The 15,850-nt window shown below is 71.8% G+C and carries 11 protein-coding genes; 5 read left to right on the plus strand and 6 right to left on the minus strand.

Annotated elements, in window-relative coordinates; translation table 11 throughout:
- Positions 1-54: 54 nt before the first annotated feature.
- The gene (locus tag ACWGJ2_RS33575) at positions 55-2,337 is read right to left on the minus strand and encodes a DPP IV N-terminal domain-containing protein (protein ID WP_453350105.1); all 2,283 of its coding nucleotides are present in this window, start codon (positions 2,335-2,337) and stop codon (positions 55-57) included.
- 256 nt (positions 2,338-2,593) lie between these two features.
- Between ACWGJ2_RS33575 and ACWGJ2_RS33580 the strand changes: the two genes are divergently transcribed.
- Positions 2,594-3,343, plus strand: coding sequence for a MerR family transcriptional regulator (locus ACWGJ2_RS33580; RefSeq protein WP_453350106.1), 750 nt, complete (start codon positions 2,594-2,596; stop codon positions 3,341-3,343).
- Between the two features lie 124 nt (positions 3,344-3,467).
- Here ACWGJ2_RS33580 and ACWGJ2_RS33585 read toward each other — a convergent pair whose 3' ends face one another.
- The 3 genes from ACWGJ2_RS33585 to ACWGJ2_RS33595 form a co-directional block, all read right to left on the minus strand.
- Complete coding sequence (locus ACWGJ2_RS33585) at positions 3,468-4,166, minus strand: DUF4232 domain-containing protein (protein ID WP_453350107.1); 699 nt, start codon at positions 4,164-4,166, stop codon at positions 3,468-3,470.
- A gap of 303 nt (positions 4,167-4,469) precedes the next feature.
- A complete protein-coding gene (locus ACWGJ2_RS33590; RefSeq protein ID WP_453350108.1) occupies positions 4,470-5,393 on the minus strand; it encodes a D-alanyl-D-alanine carboxypeptidase family protein in 924 nt (307 codons plus the stop codon).
- Between the two features lie 1,383 nt (positions 5,394-6,776).
- Positions 6,777-7,556: a DUF4232 domain-containing protein gene (locus ACWGJ2_RS33595; protein ID WP_453350109.1), complete on the minus strand. Its 780-nt coding sequence runs from the start codon at positions 7,554-7,556 to the stop codon at positions 6,777-6,779.
- 346 nt (positions 7,557-7,902) lie between these two features.
- Here ACWGJ2_RS33595 and ACWGJ2_RS33600 point away from each other — a divergent pair, with 346 nt between their 5' ends.
- Positions 7,903-8,439 carry a hypothetical protein gene (locus tag ACWGJ2_RS33600; protein WP_453350110.1) on the plus strand — a complete coding sequence of 179 codons (537 nt, stop codon included), beginning with the start codon at positions 7,903-7,905 and terminating at the stop codon, positions 8,437-8,439.
- Between the two features lie 72 nt (positions 8,440-8,511).
- Here ACWGJ2_RS33600 and ACWGJ2_RS33605 read toward each other — a convergent pair whose 3' ends face one another.
- Both ACWGJ2_RS33605 and ACWGJ2_RS33610 read right to left on the minus strand, forming a co-directional pair.
- Complete coding sequence (locus tag ACWGJ2_RS33605; protein ID WP_453350118.1) at positions 8,512-8,802, minus strand: FAD-binding protein; 291 nt, start codon at positions 8,800-8,802, stop codon at positions 8,512-8,514.
- An 807-nt stretch (positions 8,803-9,609) separates the two neighbouring features.
- Complete coding sequence (locus ACWGJ2_RS33610) at positions 9,610-10,296, minus strand: HAD family hydrolase (protein WP_453350111.1); 687 nt, start codon at positions 10,294-10,296, stop codon at positions 9,610-9,612.
- Between the two features lie 55 nt (positions 10,297-10,351).
- Between ACWGJ2_RS33610 and ACWGJ2_RS33615 the strand changes: the two genes are divergently transcribed.
- From ACWGJ2_RS33615 to ACWGJ2_RS33625, 3 genes are all read left to right on the plus strand, one after another.
- Positions 10,352-11,764 (plus strand): SWIM zinc finger family protein, encoded by a 1,413-nt coding sequence (locus ACWGJ2_RS33615; RefSeq protein WP_453350112.1) that lies wholly within the window; start codon positions 10,352-10,354, stop codon positions 11,762-11,764.
- Entirely contained in the window at positions 11,761-14,421 is a 2,661-nt protein-coding gene (locus ACWGJ2_RS33620) for a DUF7824 domain-containing protein (RefSeq protein WP_453350113.1), read from the plus strand. The genes ACWGJ2_RS33615 and ACWGJ2_RS33620 overlap by 4 nt, the downstream gene beginning before the upstream one ends.
- Before the next feature lie 143 nt (positions 14,422-14,564).
- A complete protein-coding gene (locus ACWGJ2_RS33625) occupies positions 14,565-15,809 on the plus strand; it encodes a serine hydrolase domain-containing protein (protein ID WP_453350114.1) in 1,245 nt (414 codons plus the stop codon).
- The last annotated feature ends 41 nt before the right edge of the window (positions 15,810-15,850 follow it).

Raw genomic sequence — 15,850 nt, forward strand, 5'->3', positions numbered from 1 at the left:
CGGACGGCAGTGGTCACCGGCGCCGACCGGTGCACACCGGCGCAGCCGGCCGGTTCACACCAGCACGGTGCTCGGCGGCAGCGGGAGGGGCGCCAGGCGGTAGGACGGCGGCTCGGTGCCGTGCAGGTGGCGGACGAAGTAGTCCCACATGCGCCGGTTGGTGTGGTGCATGCGGCCGAACAGCGCGTGCTCGACACCGGGCACCAGGAGCATGTCGAAGTCCTTGTCGGCCTCGATCAGTGCGTCGACGAGGCGCAGCGTCTGGCCCGGGTGCACGTTGTCGTCGAGTTCTCCGTGGATGAGCAGCAGCTTCCCCCGCAGGTGGGCGGCCAGCGCCGTGTTGGAGATGGCGCGCTTGCCCTCGTCGCTGACATCGCCGTGGTACTGCTCGGCCCACATCGGAACGTAGACACCACTGTCGTGGTTGCCCGCCACCGCGACACCGACCGAGTAGAACTCGGGGTGGGTGAGCAGCGCGCGGGCGGCGGCGTATCCGCCGCCGGAGTGCCCGGTGATGCCGACACGGCCGGTGTCCAGCCACGGATGCCGGTGGCCGAGTTCGCGGATCGCCGCCACATGGTCCGCGAGCGAGCCGGCGTCACCGAGCGCGCCGTAGGAGTGGTCGTGGAACGCCTTGCTGCGCCCTGGCGTTCCACGGCCGTCGATGGCGACGACGGCGAAGCCGAGTGCCGCGAGCGCCTCCGGGTCTCCGGTTCCTGTGTTGTCGAACGACGAGGCGGTGCGGCTCACCTGCGGGCCCGGGTAGCTGTGGTCGATGACCGGGTAGCGGCGTCCGGGGTCGAAGCCGTGGGGCCGCCAGAGCAGACCGTGTACCACGGTCCTGCCGTCGGCCGCGAGCGTGCGGAACCGCTCCGGTGGTATCCAGCCCAGCTCCGCGAGCGCGTCCGCGTCCGGGGTCTCCAGCTCGACGAGGACCCGTCCGTCGCCGTCGCGCACCACCGAACGGGGCGGGGTGCTCAGCGTGGAGGCCCGGTCCACGAGATAGCCGCCGCCGGGCGGGCCGACCGCGTCGTGGTCGTACTCGTCGTCGGTGAGGCGTGTGAATCCGGTGCCGTCGAGTCCGATCCGGCAGATCTGGCGCACGTAGGGGTCGCCGTCGACGAGCCCGGCAGCCGTGAAGTACACCTGCCTGCGCTCCTCGTCGACCCACAGCACGCTGCGCACCAGCCACTGGCCCCTGGTGATCTGCGTGGCCTCGGTGGCCTCCGTGGCCTCCGTGGCCTCGGTGCCGTCGGCCGGGCAGAGGTGGAGGTGTCCCCAGCCGTCGCGCTGGGACCACCACAGGACCTCGCCGGAGGCGAGCACGCGCACCATCGGCTGCTCCCAGTACTCCGGAGTCGGGTCGACGCGGGTACGGCCGGTCTCGCGGAGCAGCGTGGTCGTCGCGCCGGTGGCGGGGTCGAGCCTGCGCAGCTCCAGGGTGCGGCCGTCGCGGGACTGGTGCAGGAAGTGCACCGACTCGCCGTGCTCTCCGGTCCACCAGCGGAACCCCTCCAGGAGCGAGGGGTGCGTGGCCGGGAAGGGGGCGTCCTGCTGGCGCACCACCTCGCGGGTGGTGATGTCGAGGACCGTCCACGAGGCGGTCGCGGTGGTCTCGTCACCGGCGATGGGGTAGCGGTAGCGGTGCGCCACGGGCCTGCCGCCGTCGCGGGGCGCGGACTCCACGAGCACCTGCTCGGCGAGCCCGCGCTGGTCGAGTCGGTGGGTCAGGATCCGCGTCGAGTCCGGTGACCACGCCAGCACCGGTGCCGGCTCCAGGCCGAAGGTGCGCATCAGTGTCCGGGAGCTGAGCGCGTCGATGGTCACGCCGTAGCCGAAGTCCGGCTCAGCGTCGTCGGTGAGCGCGAACTCCCGCTCGCCGTCCCGGGAGCGCACCCAGATGTTTCCGTCGCGGCGGAACGCGAACCACGCCTTGTCGGGCGAGGCGACCTCGTCCGGTCCGCCGGGCCGCTCCCCTTCGATCCGCACACACGCGCCGGAGCGGTCCGGGAACTCCCACCGCGCGCCGAAGGCCGAGAAGCGCACGGTGCCGTCCTCTCCGGTGTCGAGTTCCACGGAGGTGATCCGCAGGTCGTCGGCCTCGACGGCGTGGCCCGAGGCCGCCGACAGCGCCGCGGCGAGCCGGGAGTGGTCGAACGCGTCGCGCCGGGTGCCCTCGGCCGGGTCGACCACCAGGAACCTCGATCCGTTCTGGTAGCAGAACCGCGCTCCCCCGGAGAGCCATCGGGGCAGCACCGCGGCGGGCACGCGCCGGGCCCGGTACGGGGCCAGCATCTGCTCGGCGCGTGCGTAGTCCGCATCGGACAGTGCAGTCATCGTTCTCATCCTTTTCTCCGGCTCCGACAGCACCGACGAAACACCCCGACGTCGCGTCGGGGTCAATGCGGAACGGCCGGACCGTGCGGCGGTTCCGGTGGTGCGGGCGGGCAGGTGCCGGACTCGCCCGGGCCGACGCCGAGTACGGTTTTCCCCCGTCATGGCAGGCGGGTCCCGACCGCCGGGCGGCCGGGCGTTCCCGCCGCCGTCGCCCGATCGCGGGCACCGCCGGGCCCGGAACAGAAGGAGCAGACCGTTGCGCAGCAGTGAACTGGCCGCACTCGCCGGGGTCACCGTCCGCACCCTGCGGCACTACCACCAGATCGGGGTGCTCGACGAACCGGAGCGCTCGGTCAACGGCTACCGCGTCTACGACGTGCGGCATCTGGTCCGGCTCCTGCGGATCACCCGGCTGACCGGGCTCGGCGTGCCGCTCGCGGCGCTGCCCGACGTGCTCGACGACCAGCGGGCGGCCGACGCGCTGCTCGACGAGCTGGACCAGCAGGCCGCTGCCGAGATCGAGCGGCTCACCAGCAGGCGGGCAGTGATCGCCAGGCTACGCGAGCACGGCGCGATGCCGGATCTCCCGCCCGCGCTGGCGTCCTACGGGCCCACGCTCAGCGCCGCCGCTGACATCGCGCCCGACCTGGCCCGCCACGAACGCGACCAGGTGGTCCTGCTCGCCCATCTGATCGACGAGCGGGGAGCCGCCGCGCTGTCCGAGACGCTGGTCCGGCTCAACGCGCTGACTCCGGCCGCCACGGCACTGCTGAAGCGGTTCGCCGCGCTCGGTCCGGACACCGCTGACGAGGACATCGAACAGCTCGCCGAAGACGTCGCGGCCCATTACCGGCCCGTCTTCGACACTCTGCCCGAGGTCGAGGTCGGCGACGACGTCACCCCGCTGCTGGCGGCCTACAGCGAGCGGACGCTCAACGACCAGCAGCTCCATGCCGGGAGGCTGCTCCGGGACCGGTTCACCGGCACCGGCCGGAGCGCGGGCTAGTACCCCGGTGTGACGGCGTGCGTCTCCTCGTCGCCGATGGCCTCGTGCACCACCACGGCGCGCGGCTCGGCCGCCACTCACGCTGCCGCGCTCTGGCAGCCTCCCTCGCCGGTATCGGCCGGGGTCAGCCGATGCCGACCGGGTTGGTGAAGGTGCCGGGGCGGGTGGCGCCGGACTGGTCGAGGACGGCGCCGCCGTAGGGCCACTTGAGGGTGACGTGGGTCGTCTCGTCGGGCGGGGTGATCAGGACCTTGCCCGGCAGGAACGGCTTGGTGTCCTTGATGTCCCTGGGGACCGGCAGAATGGTCATGCTGAGCATGGCGGAGGTGTCGCCGGAGCCCAGGGTGACGGTGGTCGGCTCGTCCCCGGAGCGGCGCAGGTCCCAGGCTTCACCGGACTCGCTGATCATGCGGACGCCCGGGAAGCCGCGCAGGGTGCAGGTGCGCGAGCTGGTGTTCATGAGCTGGATGCTCACGATCTGCTGGTGGTCGGCGTCCATGTCCGGGCGGCCACCGTGCGGCCCGCCCCAGTGGAAGTCCAGCTCGTCGGTGTGGCAGCGCTTGCCGCTGGCCGACGGGTTCACCGCGTCGGTCCGCGAGCCCTTCTCGGCGGTCGACTTCACCTTGGACCCGACGTCCTGGGCCCCGCCCGCCTGGCCGCCCTGGCCGCCGGACGAGGAGCCCTTCTCCGTGCTGGAGTGTGCCGCGGCCTTGGCGGAGGTCTCCCCGGAGGCCGTGCCGCACGCGGTGGCACCCGCGCCGACCGCGACGACGGCCAGCACGGCGGCGGAGCAGCGAACGGCGCGGGTGAGCTTGGCAGTCATGGTTCCCCTTTTCCGGCGCCGGGTCTCCGTCCGGCGCTCTCCGTACGGAGTGCGTCTACGGGAGGTGTGATGCCGCCCCTCTGAAGGGAGTTCACGGGAGGCCGGGGAAACATTGTCCGGAAACGGTAACCGCTCTCTGCCGCATCGCCGCAGGTCAGCGGGCCGAAGCGGGCACCTCGCAGGTCGTACGGGCGCCGCGCGGGCGACGTCGGCGCCACGGAAGCGACGTCGGCGCCGCACATGCGAGGTGCCCGGCCACCATCAGGTGACCGGGCACGTCGATGCCACATGTGCGGGTGTGCGTCAGTCCTGCTGAGCGCCCGACGGCAGCTTGCGGACCTTCATGTTCTCCGAGTCGTTTGTCCCGAAGCCGTAGTCCAGCATCTTCGCCGCGTCCTTGTACCGGTCCTTGCTGTTCAGCACGGTGCCGGTGAGGACCTTGCCGTCACGCTCGGCGGCGAAGACCAGGCACTCCCCCGCCGCGCTGGTCGTACCGGTCTTGATGCCGGTGATGCCCTTGTACGAGCCGAGCATCTGGTTGGTGTTGTGCCAGGTGTAGTAGCGGGTCCGGCCGTTGGCGGCCGGAGCCTCGGTCTCGTACTCCTTGGTCTTGACGATCTTGCGGAAGGTGTCGTTCTCCATGGCGCGCTGCGCCAGCTTGGCCAGGTCATTGGCCGTGGTGGAGTCACCGCCGGTGCCGTCGAAGGTGTCGAACTTCGTCTTCCCGAGGTTCATCTGGTGGGACTTGGCATTCATGTCCACCACGAACGACTGGGCACGCTGCTCCATCGTCGCCCCCTCGCCGAAGGTGTCGGCGAGAGCGTAGGCGGCGTCGGCCCCGGAGGGCAGCAGGGCGGCGTAGAGGAGCTGGCCGACGGTGAGCTTGTCACCGGTCTGGAGGTCGGCCGTGCTGGCGTGGTGCTCCTCGACGTAGTCGCGGTACTCCTGCTTGACGGTGATCTGACGGTCCAGGCTGATGGACTTGTCCTCAAGGATCATGGTGGCAACCATGATCTTCACCGTGCTGGCCATGGGCCGGTCGTTGTCCGCGTTCTTGCCGAAGACCGTCTCGCCCTCGCCGTCCACCAACGTGGCGGCGGATGCGGTGACTTCCGGCGGGGGTGTCTCGTACGCGGCCCAGGCCACGAGCGGGGTACCGGCGAGCAGCGCACCGCCCGCGACGGCGGCGACGATGGTCTTGCGCTTGGACAGGATTCTGACAGTCATGGAGGGCTACTCCGTATGTGGTGCGGTATGTGCGTGGAACTGTTCGGGTCCGCGTGCGGCACCACTGGTGCCGGGCACGCGGTGCGGAGGTGTGCCGTGGCCGGGCCGCGCTTCGGTACGCGGGGGCTCGTCCGCATGCGGTTCCGCACGGGGTGGGGAACCGCGGGAAGGGGCGTCCGTGCCCCCGCCCGTACCTTCAACGCCTCGCCGACCACGGCACAGGCACAACCGCTGCCTTCTTGATCTCGCACATTCTCGGCTTCTCCACGTGAGTGCGGTATGTGCATCCGGAGGATGAACGTCCCGCCGACCCGGGGAGGTATCGAGGAGAATCCGTTCCCACTCCGGTCGGGCTTTGTGGAAGCGCCGAGAAGCGGGATGAACAGCACTGAACAGTTCCGACGGTGGGTTCGCACCCGAAGAAGGTGAAGAAGTATCCGGGTGCACGGAAAGATCGGGACACCTGGGGAGGTCCCCCGGGGTAGCAACTACTTAATCATGCGACAAAGCCCCTTTTCGGAATTTTCAGGTTCACCACTTGAATGCGGACGAGTGATGCCCGTACGCACTGCGCCGGTCACCGTGTACCGGCAGGAGGCGGAAGGTCGAGGCAGGTCACGCCTGCTCCGCTCTGGTGCGCGGCCGAGCGTGCCGGACCGCGCGAAAGCCGTGCCGAGCCTTCGACGATTTCCGCGAACGCCCCACAGGCAAGCACAAGATTCGCGGCCTTTTCAAATGCGGGATGAGGCTTGTTACCTAACTTTGACGAAGGACGTCAAGCATGCGGGAAGCATTTCCGGCGCGACTTTCCCCGGGAACGGAACCGATGTGGACACACCGCCTCCGCACTCGGGCAGAGCATTTTCCCTTATCAGGCCGCGCGCTCCTGTTCAGTGAATCCCACGCCACTGGAAAACGGGCATCGTTCGGGCACGCAGAAAATGAAATCGGTCATTGTGGCGTGGCACGTTAAGCCATTACGACATCGCCTGCCTCCGCCGGACGGCCGCGCCGTACCGGCCGGGCCGACCACCCGTAGCGCCCGCTCCCGCCGTTCGGCGCCTTCGTACCGCGACTCGCTCACCACACTTCCCGCCTTTCCCCTTGCCTGGGCCTCCACGGCCACGAACGTCCGCGCCTCTCAGCGCTTCTCGTGATGTTGGATGCGCCGCGGGGCCGAAGAGTTCACGGCTCTTCCCTCTGATCGGCCACGTTCTCGCAGCCGGGCGCGTCAGGCGGGCACGTCGGACGGGCACGGCTCGAAGGGGAGCCACGCGGAGGGGAGTGCGGGGGGGGCATGCTTCGGAACGCACTCGTCACCGGCCACGACGACGTGGCCGGTGACGGTCCCTCTTCACGCGGTCGGAGCGCCTACGGGTGCGGTCACCCGACGCCGACCGGGTCGACGGTGACCCCGGGGGTGGGGCTGTCGGTCACCGGCAGGTTGATGCTGACGGGCACGGTCTGCGACTGGGTCTCGTTGGGCGGCGTGACGACGAGGCTGGTGACGTCCGTACCGCTGCCGCTGGAGTCGTTCGGCGTGTAGTTGAGGGTGAAGCTGGTGGCCTCTCCGGGCTGGACGCTGACCGTCTGGGGCGCGGCGTTGCTGCGGTCGGCGTTGAAGGAACCCGCCTCGCCGTTGAGATCGACCCCGGGGAAGCCCCTGAGCGTGCAGGAGGCGGAGCCGGTGTTCTTCATGTGCACCAGGAGGTTGCCCGCGGCGGCCCCCTCCGAGGTGCTGAAGTCGAGCTGCGCGGTCTTGCACGGGCCGGAGCCGCCCGCTCCGCCTCCGGAGCCGCCCGTCCCCCCGGAGCCGCCTCCCGACCCGGTGGAGGCGGCGCCGTCCTTCCCGGACTCACCGGGCGACGCCTTGTCGGCGCCGTCCTCTCCGTCGCGGGACGGCGAGGACGACGAGGGGGTGGCGCTCCCCTTCTTCGCCCCGCCCGCGGCGGAGTCGCCGGGCAGGGGCGCCGCTTCCCCCGTCACCATCTTGGGCGAGGACGCGTCCGCGCTCTCCTGGCCGCATCCGGCCAGCAGGGCCACGGTCAGCCCCACCGTGACGCCCGCCGCGAGACGCGTACTCCTGCCCACGCGCCGCCGGGCGGACCGGTTCTGCTCGGACCGCCCGGCTGTCCGCGCCGCGTGCAGTTGTTGCTCCCTCACCAGCGTCACTCCCTGATCGCCCCTTTGTGGTCATGTGCCCGGCAGCGGAAACCCGGTACCGGGCCCGGCCTCCCGTGCCGCTCACAGTTCGATGACCGGCCCGCCGGAAAGGTTCACAGCTCACGGCGCCGCTCCGGTCGGAACAGACCCGGGAGACGGTCACCGACAGGACCTGGCAGCAGCCCTGTTCACCCCTCCGCGCAAAGGTAGAGCACGAAGGGCCCGCTCCTCTCGCCCGGGCGCACCTCGTACAGGCCCTCCCTCGGGATTCGTCAGACCGTCGTCTCATCGGCGCGTTACTGTACGCAGACGCGACGCTACTCATGGTCATCCAAGGAGGAATCCTGTGTCATCGCCCTGCGACCCCCAGCACGCTCCCGCCGGCGATGTGGGCACAGCGCTCATGGTGATCGACTCCCGGCTCAAGAGCATCCACGACGGCAAGACCGAGACCGATCCCGAACAACAGGCCCTGATCGACCAGTTCACCGCGTCACTCGGCCCCAAGGGGGCCGATGACCTGCTGGACGGCGCGTGCACGCTCATCTTCATGTTCATGAACTGGCTGCGGCTGGCCTACGAGGATCACGGCAAGGACGTCATCGAGTACGTGGTGCCCAACCTCGTGGCCACGCTGCGCATGATGCCCAGGAGCGTACGCGCCGAGACCATCCCCACCATGGCCGGTCTCGTCATCGCCGCGGGCACGGGCCTGAGCCCCAACCTGTGGCGCAAGCAGTACGGGAACTGGACGCAGGACGAGATGAAGCCGCTGGAGGCCACCGGCTTCCTGCTCGCGGAGCACATCAACCGCCTCACCGACGACCCCGACTTCGCCACCCGCATGATCACCGAAGCGCTGACCCGCTCGGACATGGACTGACGCGCCGCCCGACGCCGACGTGGACGCCGACGTCGGAGCGGCGCCGGGCGGCATCGAGCGACGCCGGAGCGTTCAGCGCCCACCGGGGACCGGCGCCTCCAGCCCGGACTCGTCCGCGGAGAGCGCGGCGTGGCCGTAGCGGCGGCCGAAGACGGAGCCGGCCGTCAGGCCGGAGCCGCCGGGATAGTTGGAGCAGAAGAGGCCGCCGACCAGTTCCCCGGCCGCGTACAGCCCTGGAACGGTGTGCCCAGAGGTGTCGAGGACCCGGGCCCGCGCGTCGATCCGCACTCCCCGAAGGTGAAGGTGATGCCGCAGGTGACGGGATAGGCGTGGTACGGCGCGGTGTCGAGCGGCTGCGCCCAGTGGGACTTGGGCGGGGTGATGCCGACGGTCCGCTTGCCGTCCTTGACCGTCGGGTCGAAGGCGCCGTCCGTCACGGCCGCGTTGTACTCCTTGACGGTGCCGAGGAACCCGTTCCGGTCGGCACCGGCCAGGCCGGCGAGTTCTTCGAGGGTGTCCGCGGTGTGGTGGGTGACGCCCGCCGAGAGGTACTCCTCGGGGCGCAGCAGCGGCGCGGACTTCGCGTCGAAGATCTGCACGGCGGTGCCGCCGGGCTGCTTGAGGATCTCGGCGCCGTACTTGGCGTAGGTGTAGTTGCGGAAGTCGGCGCCCTCATCGACGAAGCGGCGGCCCGCGGAGTTGACCACGATGCCGAACGGGTAGCCGCCGCGGGTGAGCTGGTTGGTGAGTTCCAGGTCGCCGGTGGGCGGGGCGCCCGCGTCCCAGGCGACGGAGTGGAGACCCCGTACCGGTCGGCCAGCGCCGCCTCGCCGAAATACTCGCCGGGCGGTATGCCGCCCGCCACGATGTCGGCACGCAGACGGTCGTACGCCGAACCAGCCACCGGTGCTCCTCGCCCCCCTCTCCCCTGACATGCGTCGAGCCCGCCGGGCGGGCACCGCCCCACGGCTCAGCAGCCATTGTGCCCTCACGGGCCGGTGCGGGACGTCTCGCCGCGATGCTCACGCCGGGGCGCGCTCATGTCGGGGTGCCGACGGTGGGGTGCCGACGGCGGAGCGCGGCAGGCCCGTCGGCTGCGACGCCGGGCCGCAGCCCCTGTGCCCGCCCCGGGCCCGCCCCGGCCCCGGGGACCACCCGTGCGGGCCGCGGTCACCCCGCTTCCGCCGCGCCCTCCAGCCCGGCGAAGGCGAGGATGGCGGGCACCGCTTCACGCAGGCTCCCGAAGTGGCGGTGCGCGCCTGGCACGAAGGCCGCGGTGTTGACCGCCCACACCGTCATCCCGGCCCGCAGCCCCGCCTCGACTCCTGACGGTGCGTCCTCGACGACCAGGCAGTTCCCGGGCCTGGCACCGAGCCGTTCGGCGGCCGTCAGGTAGGGCACGGGCGACGGCTTGCCCTCCGCCACAGCCGCCGCGTCCACGATGACGCGCGGGTCCGGCAGGCCCGTACGGGCGAAGCGCCCGCGCACCCGGTGCTCGTAGTTGGAGGTGACGAGCGCCCACGAGGTCTCCGGGAGGCTGCCCAGCAGTTCCGCCGCGCCCTCGAAGGCCGCGTAGGTTCCGGACCGGACGTCCTCGTCCTCCAGTGCGTGCAGCGCGGCCAGGCACTCCCCCGGGTCCCGGTCCGGAGCCACCAGCGCGAAGGTCTCCACAGGGCGGGTGCGCAGCGCGGCCCCGTACACCTCGGCCGGGTCCAGTCCGTACCGCCCGGCCCACGCCGCCCAGACCCTGCGCTGGTTGTCGACGGCGTCGACCAGTGTGCCGTCGACGTCGAAGAGGACATACGTGCCGGTGCCGGTGCGGGTGTCGGCGCCTGGCCGTGAAAGCTCGCCGGTCATGCCGCGATCATGTCAGGCGCGAACCCTTGTCAGTGCCGGTACGTAGTCTTCCCGCGTGAGTCCACTGATCCAGTCCTACGCCTACTTACACACGTCCGCCGTGCACGAATCCCCCGCCGGACGCACCCTCGCGCTGGAGACCTCCGGCGGTGCCACACCGGCGGGCGAGGCGGCCAACCCCCGGTTCTTCCACGGGTTCCTGACCGCTCCGGTCGCCGCGGCCACCGCTCTGCTGACGGTCACCGAGGTCGCCGCCACCCGCTACTACCGGCCGCGCTCACCCGCCTCGCTGGACCCGGTCGTCACGGCTAACGGCGACCGGCTGCGGATGGAGTCCTTCTCCGGCTGCTGCGGTGTCTACGCCCGCTTGGACATCCTGGAGGCCGGTCTCGACGGTGACGAGATCGGGCACGGCACCACCAACGTCGACGTCAACACGCCTCTGCGCCAGGCACTCGCCAAGCTCGGCGACCTGGACCCGCTGCACCTGACGGTGGGCCCCGAAGGTGTGGAGGCCACCACCTTCGACGGCAGGTTCGTGGAGAAAAAGGTTCCGCTCCCTGAGCGCTGGCTGCGCGGCTTCGCCGAGGCCCAGGTGACCGGCGCGGGCTTCGTCCCGCGCGCCGAGGTCCCCGCCAGGGAGGCGGCCGCCGTCCTGCGCGCGCTGCCGCGCCCCACCCTCCGGTCCGGTGCGCGTACGACGCGGTGGCTGATGCCCGCAGGACGCGGTCTGCGCCCGGTCAGCAGGCCAGTGCCCGGCGCCGTCTGCCTGCCGGGCGCCGAGCGGCTGCTGGGCCTGCTGCCGTTGCTGCGGCACGCGACGTCGGTGCGGATATACGCCCCCGCACCCGGTCCCGCCACCGCGAACACCGCCACCGCCGACGCCGGGCAGGCGCGGGCCACGCCCGTCGCGTGGGAGGTCGTGCTGCCGGGCATGCGGCTGACGCTGCTGCTCTCCCAGGAGCCCGCGCGCGGCTTCTCCGGCGAGGGCGGCGTGCTCGACGACCTCGCCACGAACGCGGCGGCGCGGGACGCCGAACGCGTGGCGGAACTGCTGGCCTGGGAGCCGAGGATCGACGTGGCGGAGCTGTCCGGTCAGTCCGGCCTGCCGCCCGAGCGTGTCCGCGCGGCGCTGACGGTCCTGGGGACCTCCGGGCAGATCGGCTACGACCTCGCGGAAGAGGCGTACTTCCACCGGCACCTGCCCTACTCCACGGGCGCGGCGGAGGCCCGCAACCCCCGGCTGCGCGGAGCGCGCGCACTGGTCGCCGAAGGCGCGGTCAGGACCGACGGCGCGCTGACGTGGGTGGGCGAGGAAGCACACGCCCATCTGGTGCGCGGCGACGACACGGAGCGGATGACCTGCACCTGCCTGTGGTGGGCGAAGTACCGGGGAGGGCGCGGGCCGTGCAAGCACGTCCTCGCGGCGCGCATGGTCCGGGAGACGACGCAGGAGACAGCACAGTGAATCTCATCGAACTCGCGGAGGCCGGGGACGTACCCGGAGTGTTCCGGGAGCTGCGCGCACTCGCCCCGGAGCAGCGCGCTTCCCACGCCCCCGCCCTGGCGGCCCGCTTCGAGGCGACGGACGCGGGGGCCTGGCGAGAGCTCACCGAGGAGCGGCGCATCGCCCTGTCCGCCGCCCAACTGGGCTGCCAGATCACCCCGCGGGACGCGGCGGCCTGCGTCCTGCGTCCCAAGTTCAGGGTGCCCGCGAAGTCCGGCTGGATGAGGGACGTCGTGGACATGTATCCGGCCGAGTGGCAGGCCGAACTGGTCGCGCGGATCGGCGAGCAGGAGACGGGGCCCACGATGGACGGGGTCCCCTTCGCGCTCGCCGACTCCCTCGTCCGCGCCACCGGCTGCCCGGTGCCGACGAGCGACGCGTACATCAACGCCTGGCTGGGCCAGTGCCGTTACGAGGCACGCTCCCTCGACGTCCTGGTGCGGCGGCTGCGCGACAACCACTGCGCCGCCACGCTGCTTCCGCTGGTCGTGGCGCGGCCGGGCGTGCAACTCCCCCAGGTGTCCGTGCTGGCCGAACTGGCAGCCGAGGGCCTGCTGGACCGCGCCGCGCTCGTCCGCCGCGTCTTCGCGGAGATGGCGGATCCCCACCCGACGATCGCGGTGATGATGCTGGAGGGGCTCGCCCTCACCCCCGAGGAGCACGCGCGGATGACGCCCGAGCGGGTCGCGTTCGTCGAGCTGCTGCTCGCGCGTCTGCTCCAGGACGGCACCCGCGACGAGACCGCGCCACACCTGAAGCTGCTGCGCGCCCTCGCGCTCGCCCCGGCCGAGAACGCGCCCTTCCTCCGGGACCACGTGGCCATGCTCGATCTGTCGCTGCCGGTGGCCACGTACGGCCAGGAGGTCCTGATCGCGCTGGACGAGGCGGGCCTGCTGGAGGACGACGTACGCACCGAGACGTGCGAACGCGTCCTGCTACGCGCCGAGAAGAAGCTGGTGCGCGCCCAGCTCTCCTGGCTCGACCGCGTGGCGCGGCGGGCGCGGCGGACACCCGAGCGCGTGGACCAGGTCCTCGTCGACGCGGCGGTGGCCTTCCAGCACCGGGACACGGTGTTGGCTGAACGCGCCCTCGGCCTCGTCGCGCGTCACCTCAAGGCCGCGGGCGGCGCGGTGCTGCCGGAGCTGCGGACAGCCGCCGGGGCGCTCGGCCCGGAGCATGCGGCGCGGGCCGCCGAGCTGTTCGGCCCGCCGGAGGAGCCGGAGGACGGGACGGCGGCCGAGCCGTACGCCGAGGTGCTGCCCGACGCTTCCGGGCCCCGGCCGATACCGGGTCCCGTCGAGACGGCCGCCGAGGTCGCCCCCGAGGTCGCGGCCGTGCTGGCGCGCGAGGACGACGTGGTGGCGTTTGAGCGCGCGCTGGACGGGCTGGTCCGCCACGCCCGCCTCGACCGCGCCACGCTGTCCAAGGCGCTCGAACCGGTCATGCGCAAGGAACCGCACCACAGCCGCGACTGCACACCGACGGATCTGTACGACGTCGCCGCCGCGGTGCGCGGCGACGAGCCGCGCGAGTGGGACTTCCGCGTCCGCGAAGACCACCCCCTCTCCAAGTTGATGGACCACACTTCGCCGGCCACCCCGCCCGGAGAACTGCTCAAGGCACGCCTGAGCGAGGCCATCGAGCTGATCGAGTCCGGCACACAGCCGTTCCTGCTCGCCCTGCCGACCCACGCCAACGGCGCGCTGGACGCCGCCACGCTGGTGGAGCGGATCGCGGAGCTGGAGCGCCTGGGTGTCACCCCCGCTCCGGTGGACATGGCGCAGGCACTGCTGCGCGTCACCCCCACAGCCGATGAGGAGGTGCGGCGCGCGGCGGGTGAACTCCGTTCGGACGCCGGAGCGCGGCTGGCGCGGTGGCTGCGCGAAGGCGGCCTGCCCCGCCAGGACTCGACCCCGCCGGAGTGGCCGGCCGCTGATCCGACGAGCGCCCCGGCGAACTGGTGGCTGCCCGTCGATCCCGGTCTCGGACACGTGCCGCCGCTCCCGCCGGTCGCCGCGGCCGTCGTCGGCACTTACACGCCGGAACGGGGAAAAACCGGCCCCTTCCACCACCCCTCCGCCCACGCCGCGCCGTTCTGGATGGCGCAGTTGCCGCACCATCGCGACGAGATGGCAGCGCGTATCGAGCACAACACCAGCGCCCACCTGCTCACGTGCGTGGTGGAGTGCGGCGGCCCCGCGGGGTACGCGACGCACTGGCAGATCGCGCGGCGGATGGGCTGGGCACGCGATGCGCCGGTGGACGCCATGCTCCTGCTCGCAGCGCAGGGGCAGCTCGACAGCGCGCTGCTCGCGGGGCAGTTGCAGGCGCTGCTGCGCCTCGGGGTGGGCAAACCGAATCGCATCACCGACGCGCTGCGCACGGCGGCCGAGACGGGCGCCTACGCGACGGTGTGGTCCGTGCTCGAAGCCGTCCTGCCCGCGCTGCTGCGCGACACACCCGTCCGGGGCGCGGGCGCGTTCCTCGCGCTCGCCGTCGAGTGCGCTTCGCGCTGCGGGGCCAAGGGCCGGATACCCGAGGTCGAGGCGGTGGCCGCACGCGCCGGGTCGAGTCAGACGGTGAAGAACGCCAGACTGCTGCGCGACGTACTGGGCTGACCTGGCCAGACCTGAGCCGAGCACGCTGGAACGCCCACCCGCCCGGCCACGTCCGCGCCGTTCACACGAGGGGGTTGTCCCCCGGTGCGGGGTTCGGGGTGGCCGGATGGTGTGGGTGACGGGTGCTTCGTAGCGTCCACGTCATGAGGATGACGGGAAGAAAGCAGCACGGCCTGCCCGACCGGGTGAGGGTGGCGCTGGCCATGGCCGGTGTCGGCGCGGTGGGGGTGGCGAGTGTGCTCGGCTCGGGGACCTGGGCGCAGGGCAGCGCCCCCGCCCCGTCCCGCGCGCAGTTGCAGCGGGACGCCGACGCGGTGCGGGACACCGGCGCCTCCGGCTTGACGGCGCGGGCGCGGGACGCGGCCGGGCGGGACCGGGCAGCGCGGTCCGGTGTCGCGGACGTGAAGGAGGGCGGGCGGGTCCCCTTCGACGCGTACTACCGGATCGGCAGCGACACCAAGACCTTCGTCGCCGTGGCCGCGCTCCAACTCGTCGCCGAGGGCGCACTGCACCTCGATGACACCGTCGAGAAGTGGCTGCCCGGTGTGGTCACGGGCAAGGGCAACGACGGGCGCAGGATCACGGTGCGGAACCTGCTCCAGCACACCAGCGGCCTCGCGAACTACACGGACATCCTCTTCGAGGATCCCGGGGAACTGACACCCGAGCGCTACCGCTCACAGCGCTTCACGGCACACACGCCCGCGGAGAAGGTCGCCACGGCCATGACGAGGGCACCGGGCTGGCTGCCGGACGCCGACGACCCGGCCTCCGAGACCCGCTGGTCCTACTCCAACACCAACTACGTACTGGTCGGCATGATCATCGAGAAGGCCACCGGGCACCCGTGGGAGCAGGCGGTCCATGAGCGGATCGTCGAGCCTCTGGGCCTGCGGCACACCATGACAGTGGGCACCTCCGCCTATGTGCCGAGTCCCACCGCCACCGCCTACCTCCAGTTCCCCGGCCGCGACGACCTCACCGACACCACACTCTCCGTCGACGGCGGCGCGGACGGCGGCATCGTCAGCACCACCGCCGACATGAACACCTTCCTGCGCGCGCTGATGGACGGCACACTGCTGCCTGCCGCGCAGCTCGCACAGATGCGCTCCACCGTGCCCGCGCCAGACATGTCCAGCGGCGACAAGGCCCGCTACGGGCTCGGCATCGCCTGGCGCCCGGCCGAGGGCTGCGACAAGGGCGTCTGGTACCACGGCGGCACGTCCTTCGGCACGGTCTCCGAGTCCGCCGTCACCCCGGACGGCGAGGTGTCGGCCGCCGCTGCCGTCTTCACCACCCGCTTCGGCGACGAGAAACGGTTCCTGGAGCAGTCCGAGGCGACGGTGGACCTCATCGACCACGCGGTGTGCGGACGGCGCGGCTGACCACCTCTCCACGGCCCCGCGCCCGCCCGGCCTCACACGGC

The sequence above is a fragment of the Streptomyces sp. NPDC054796 genome, from assembly GCF_053611545.1.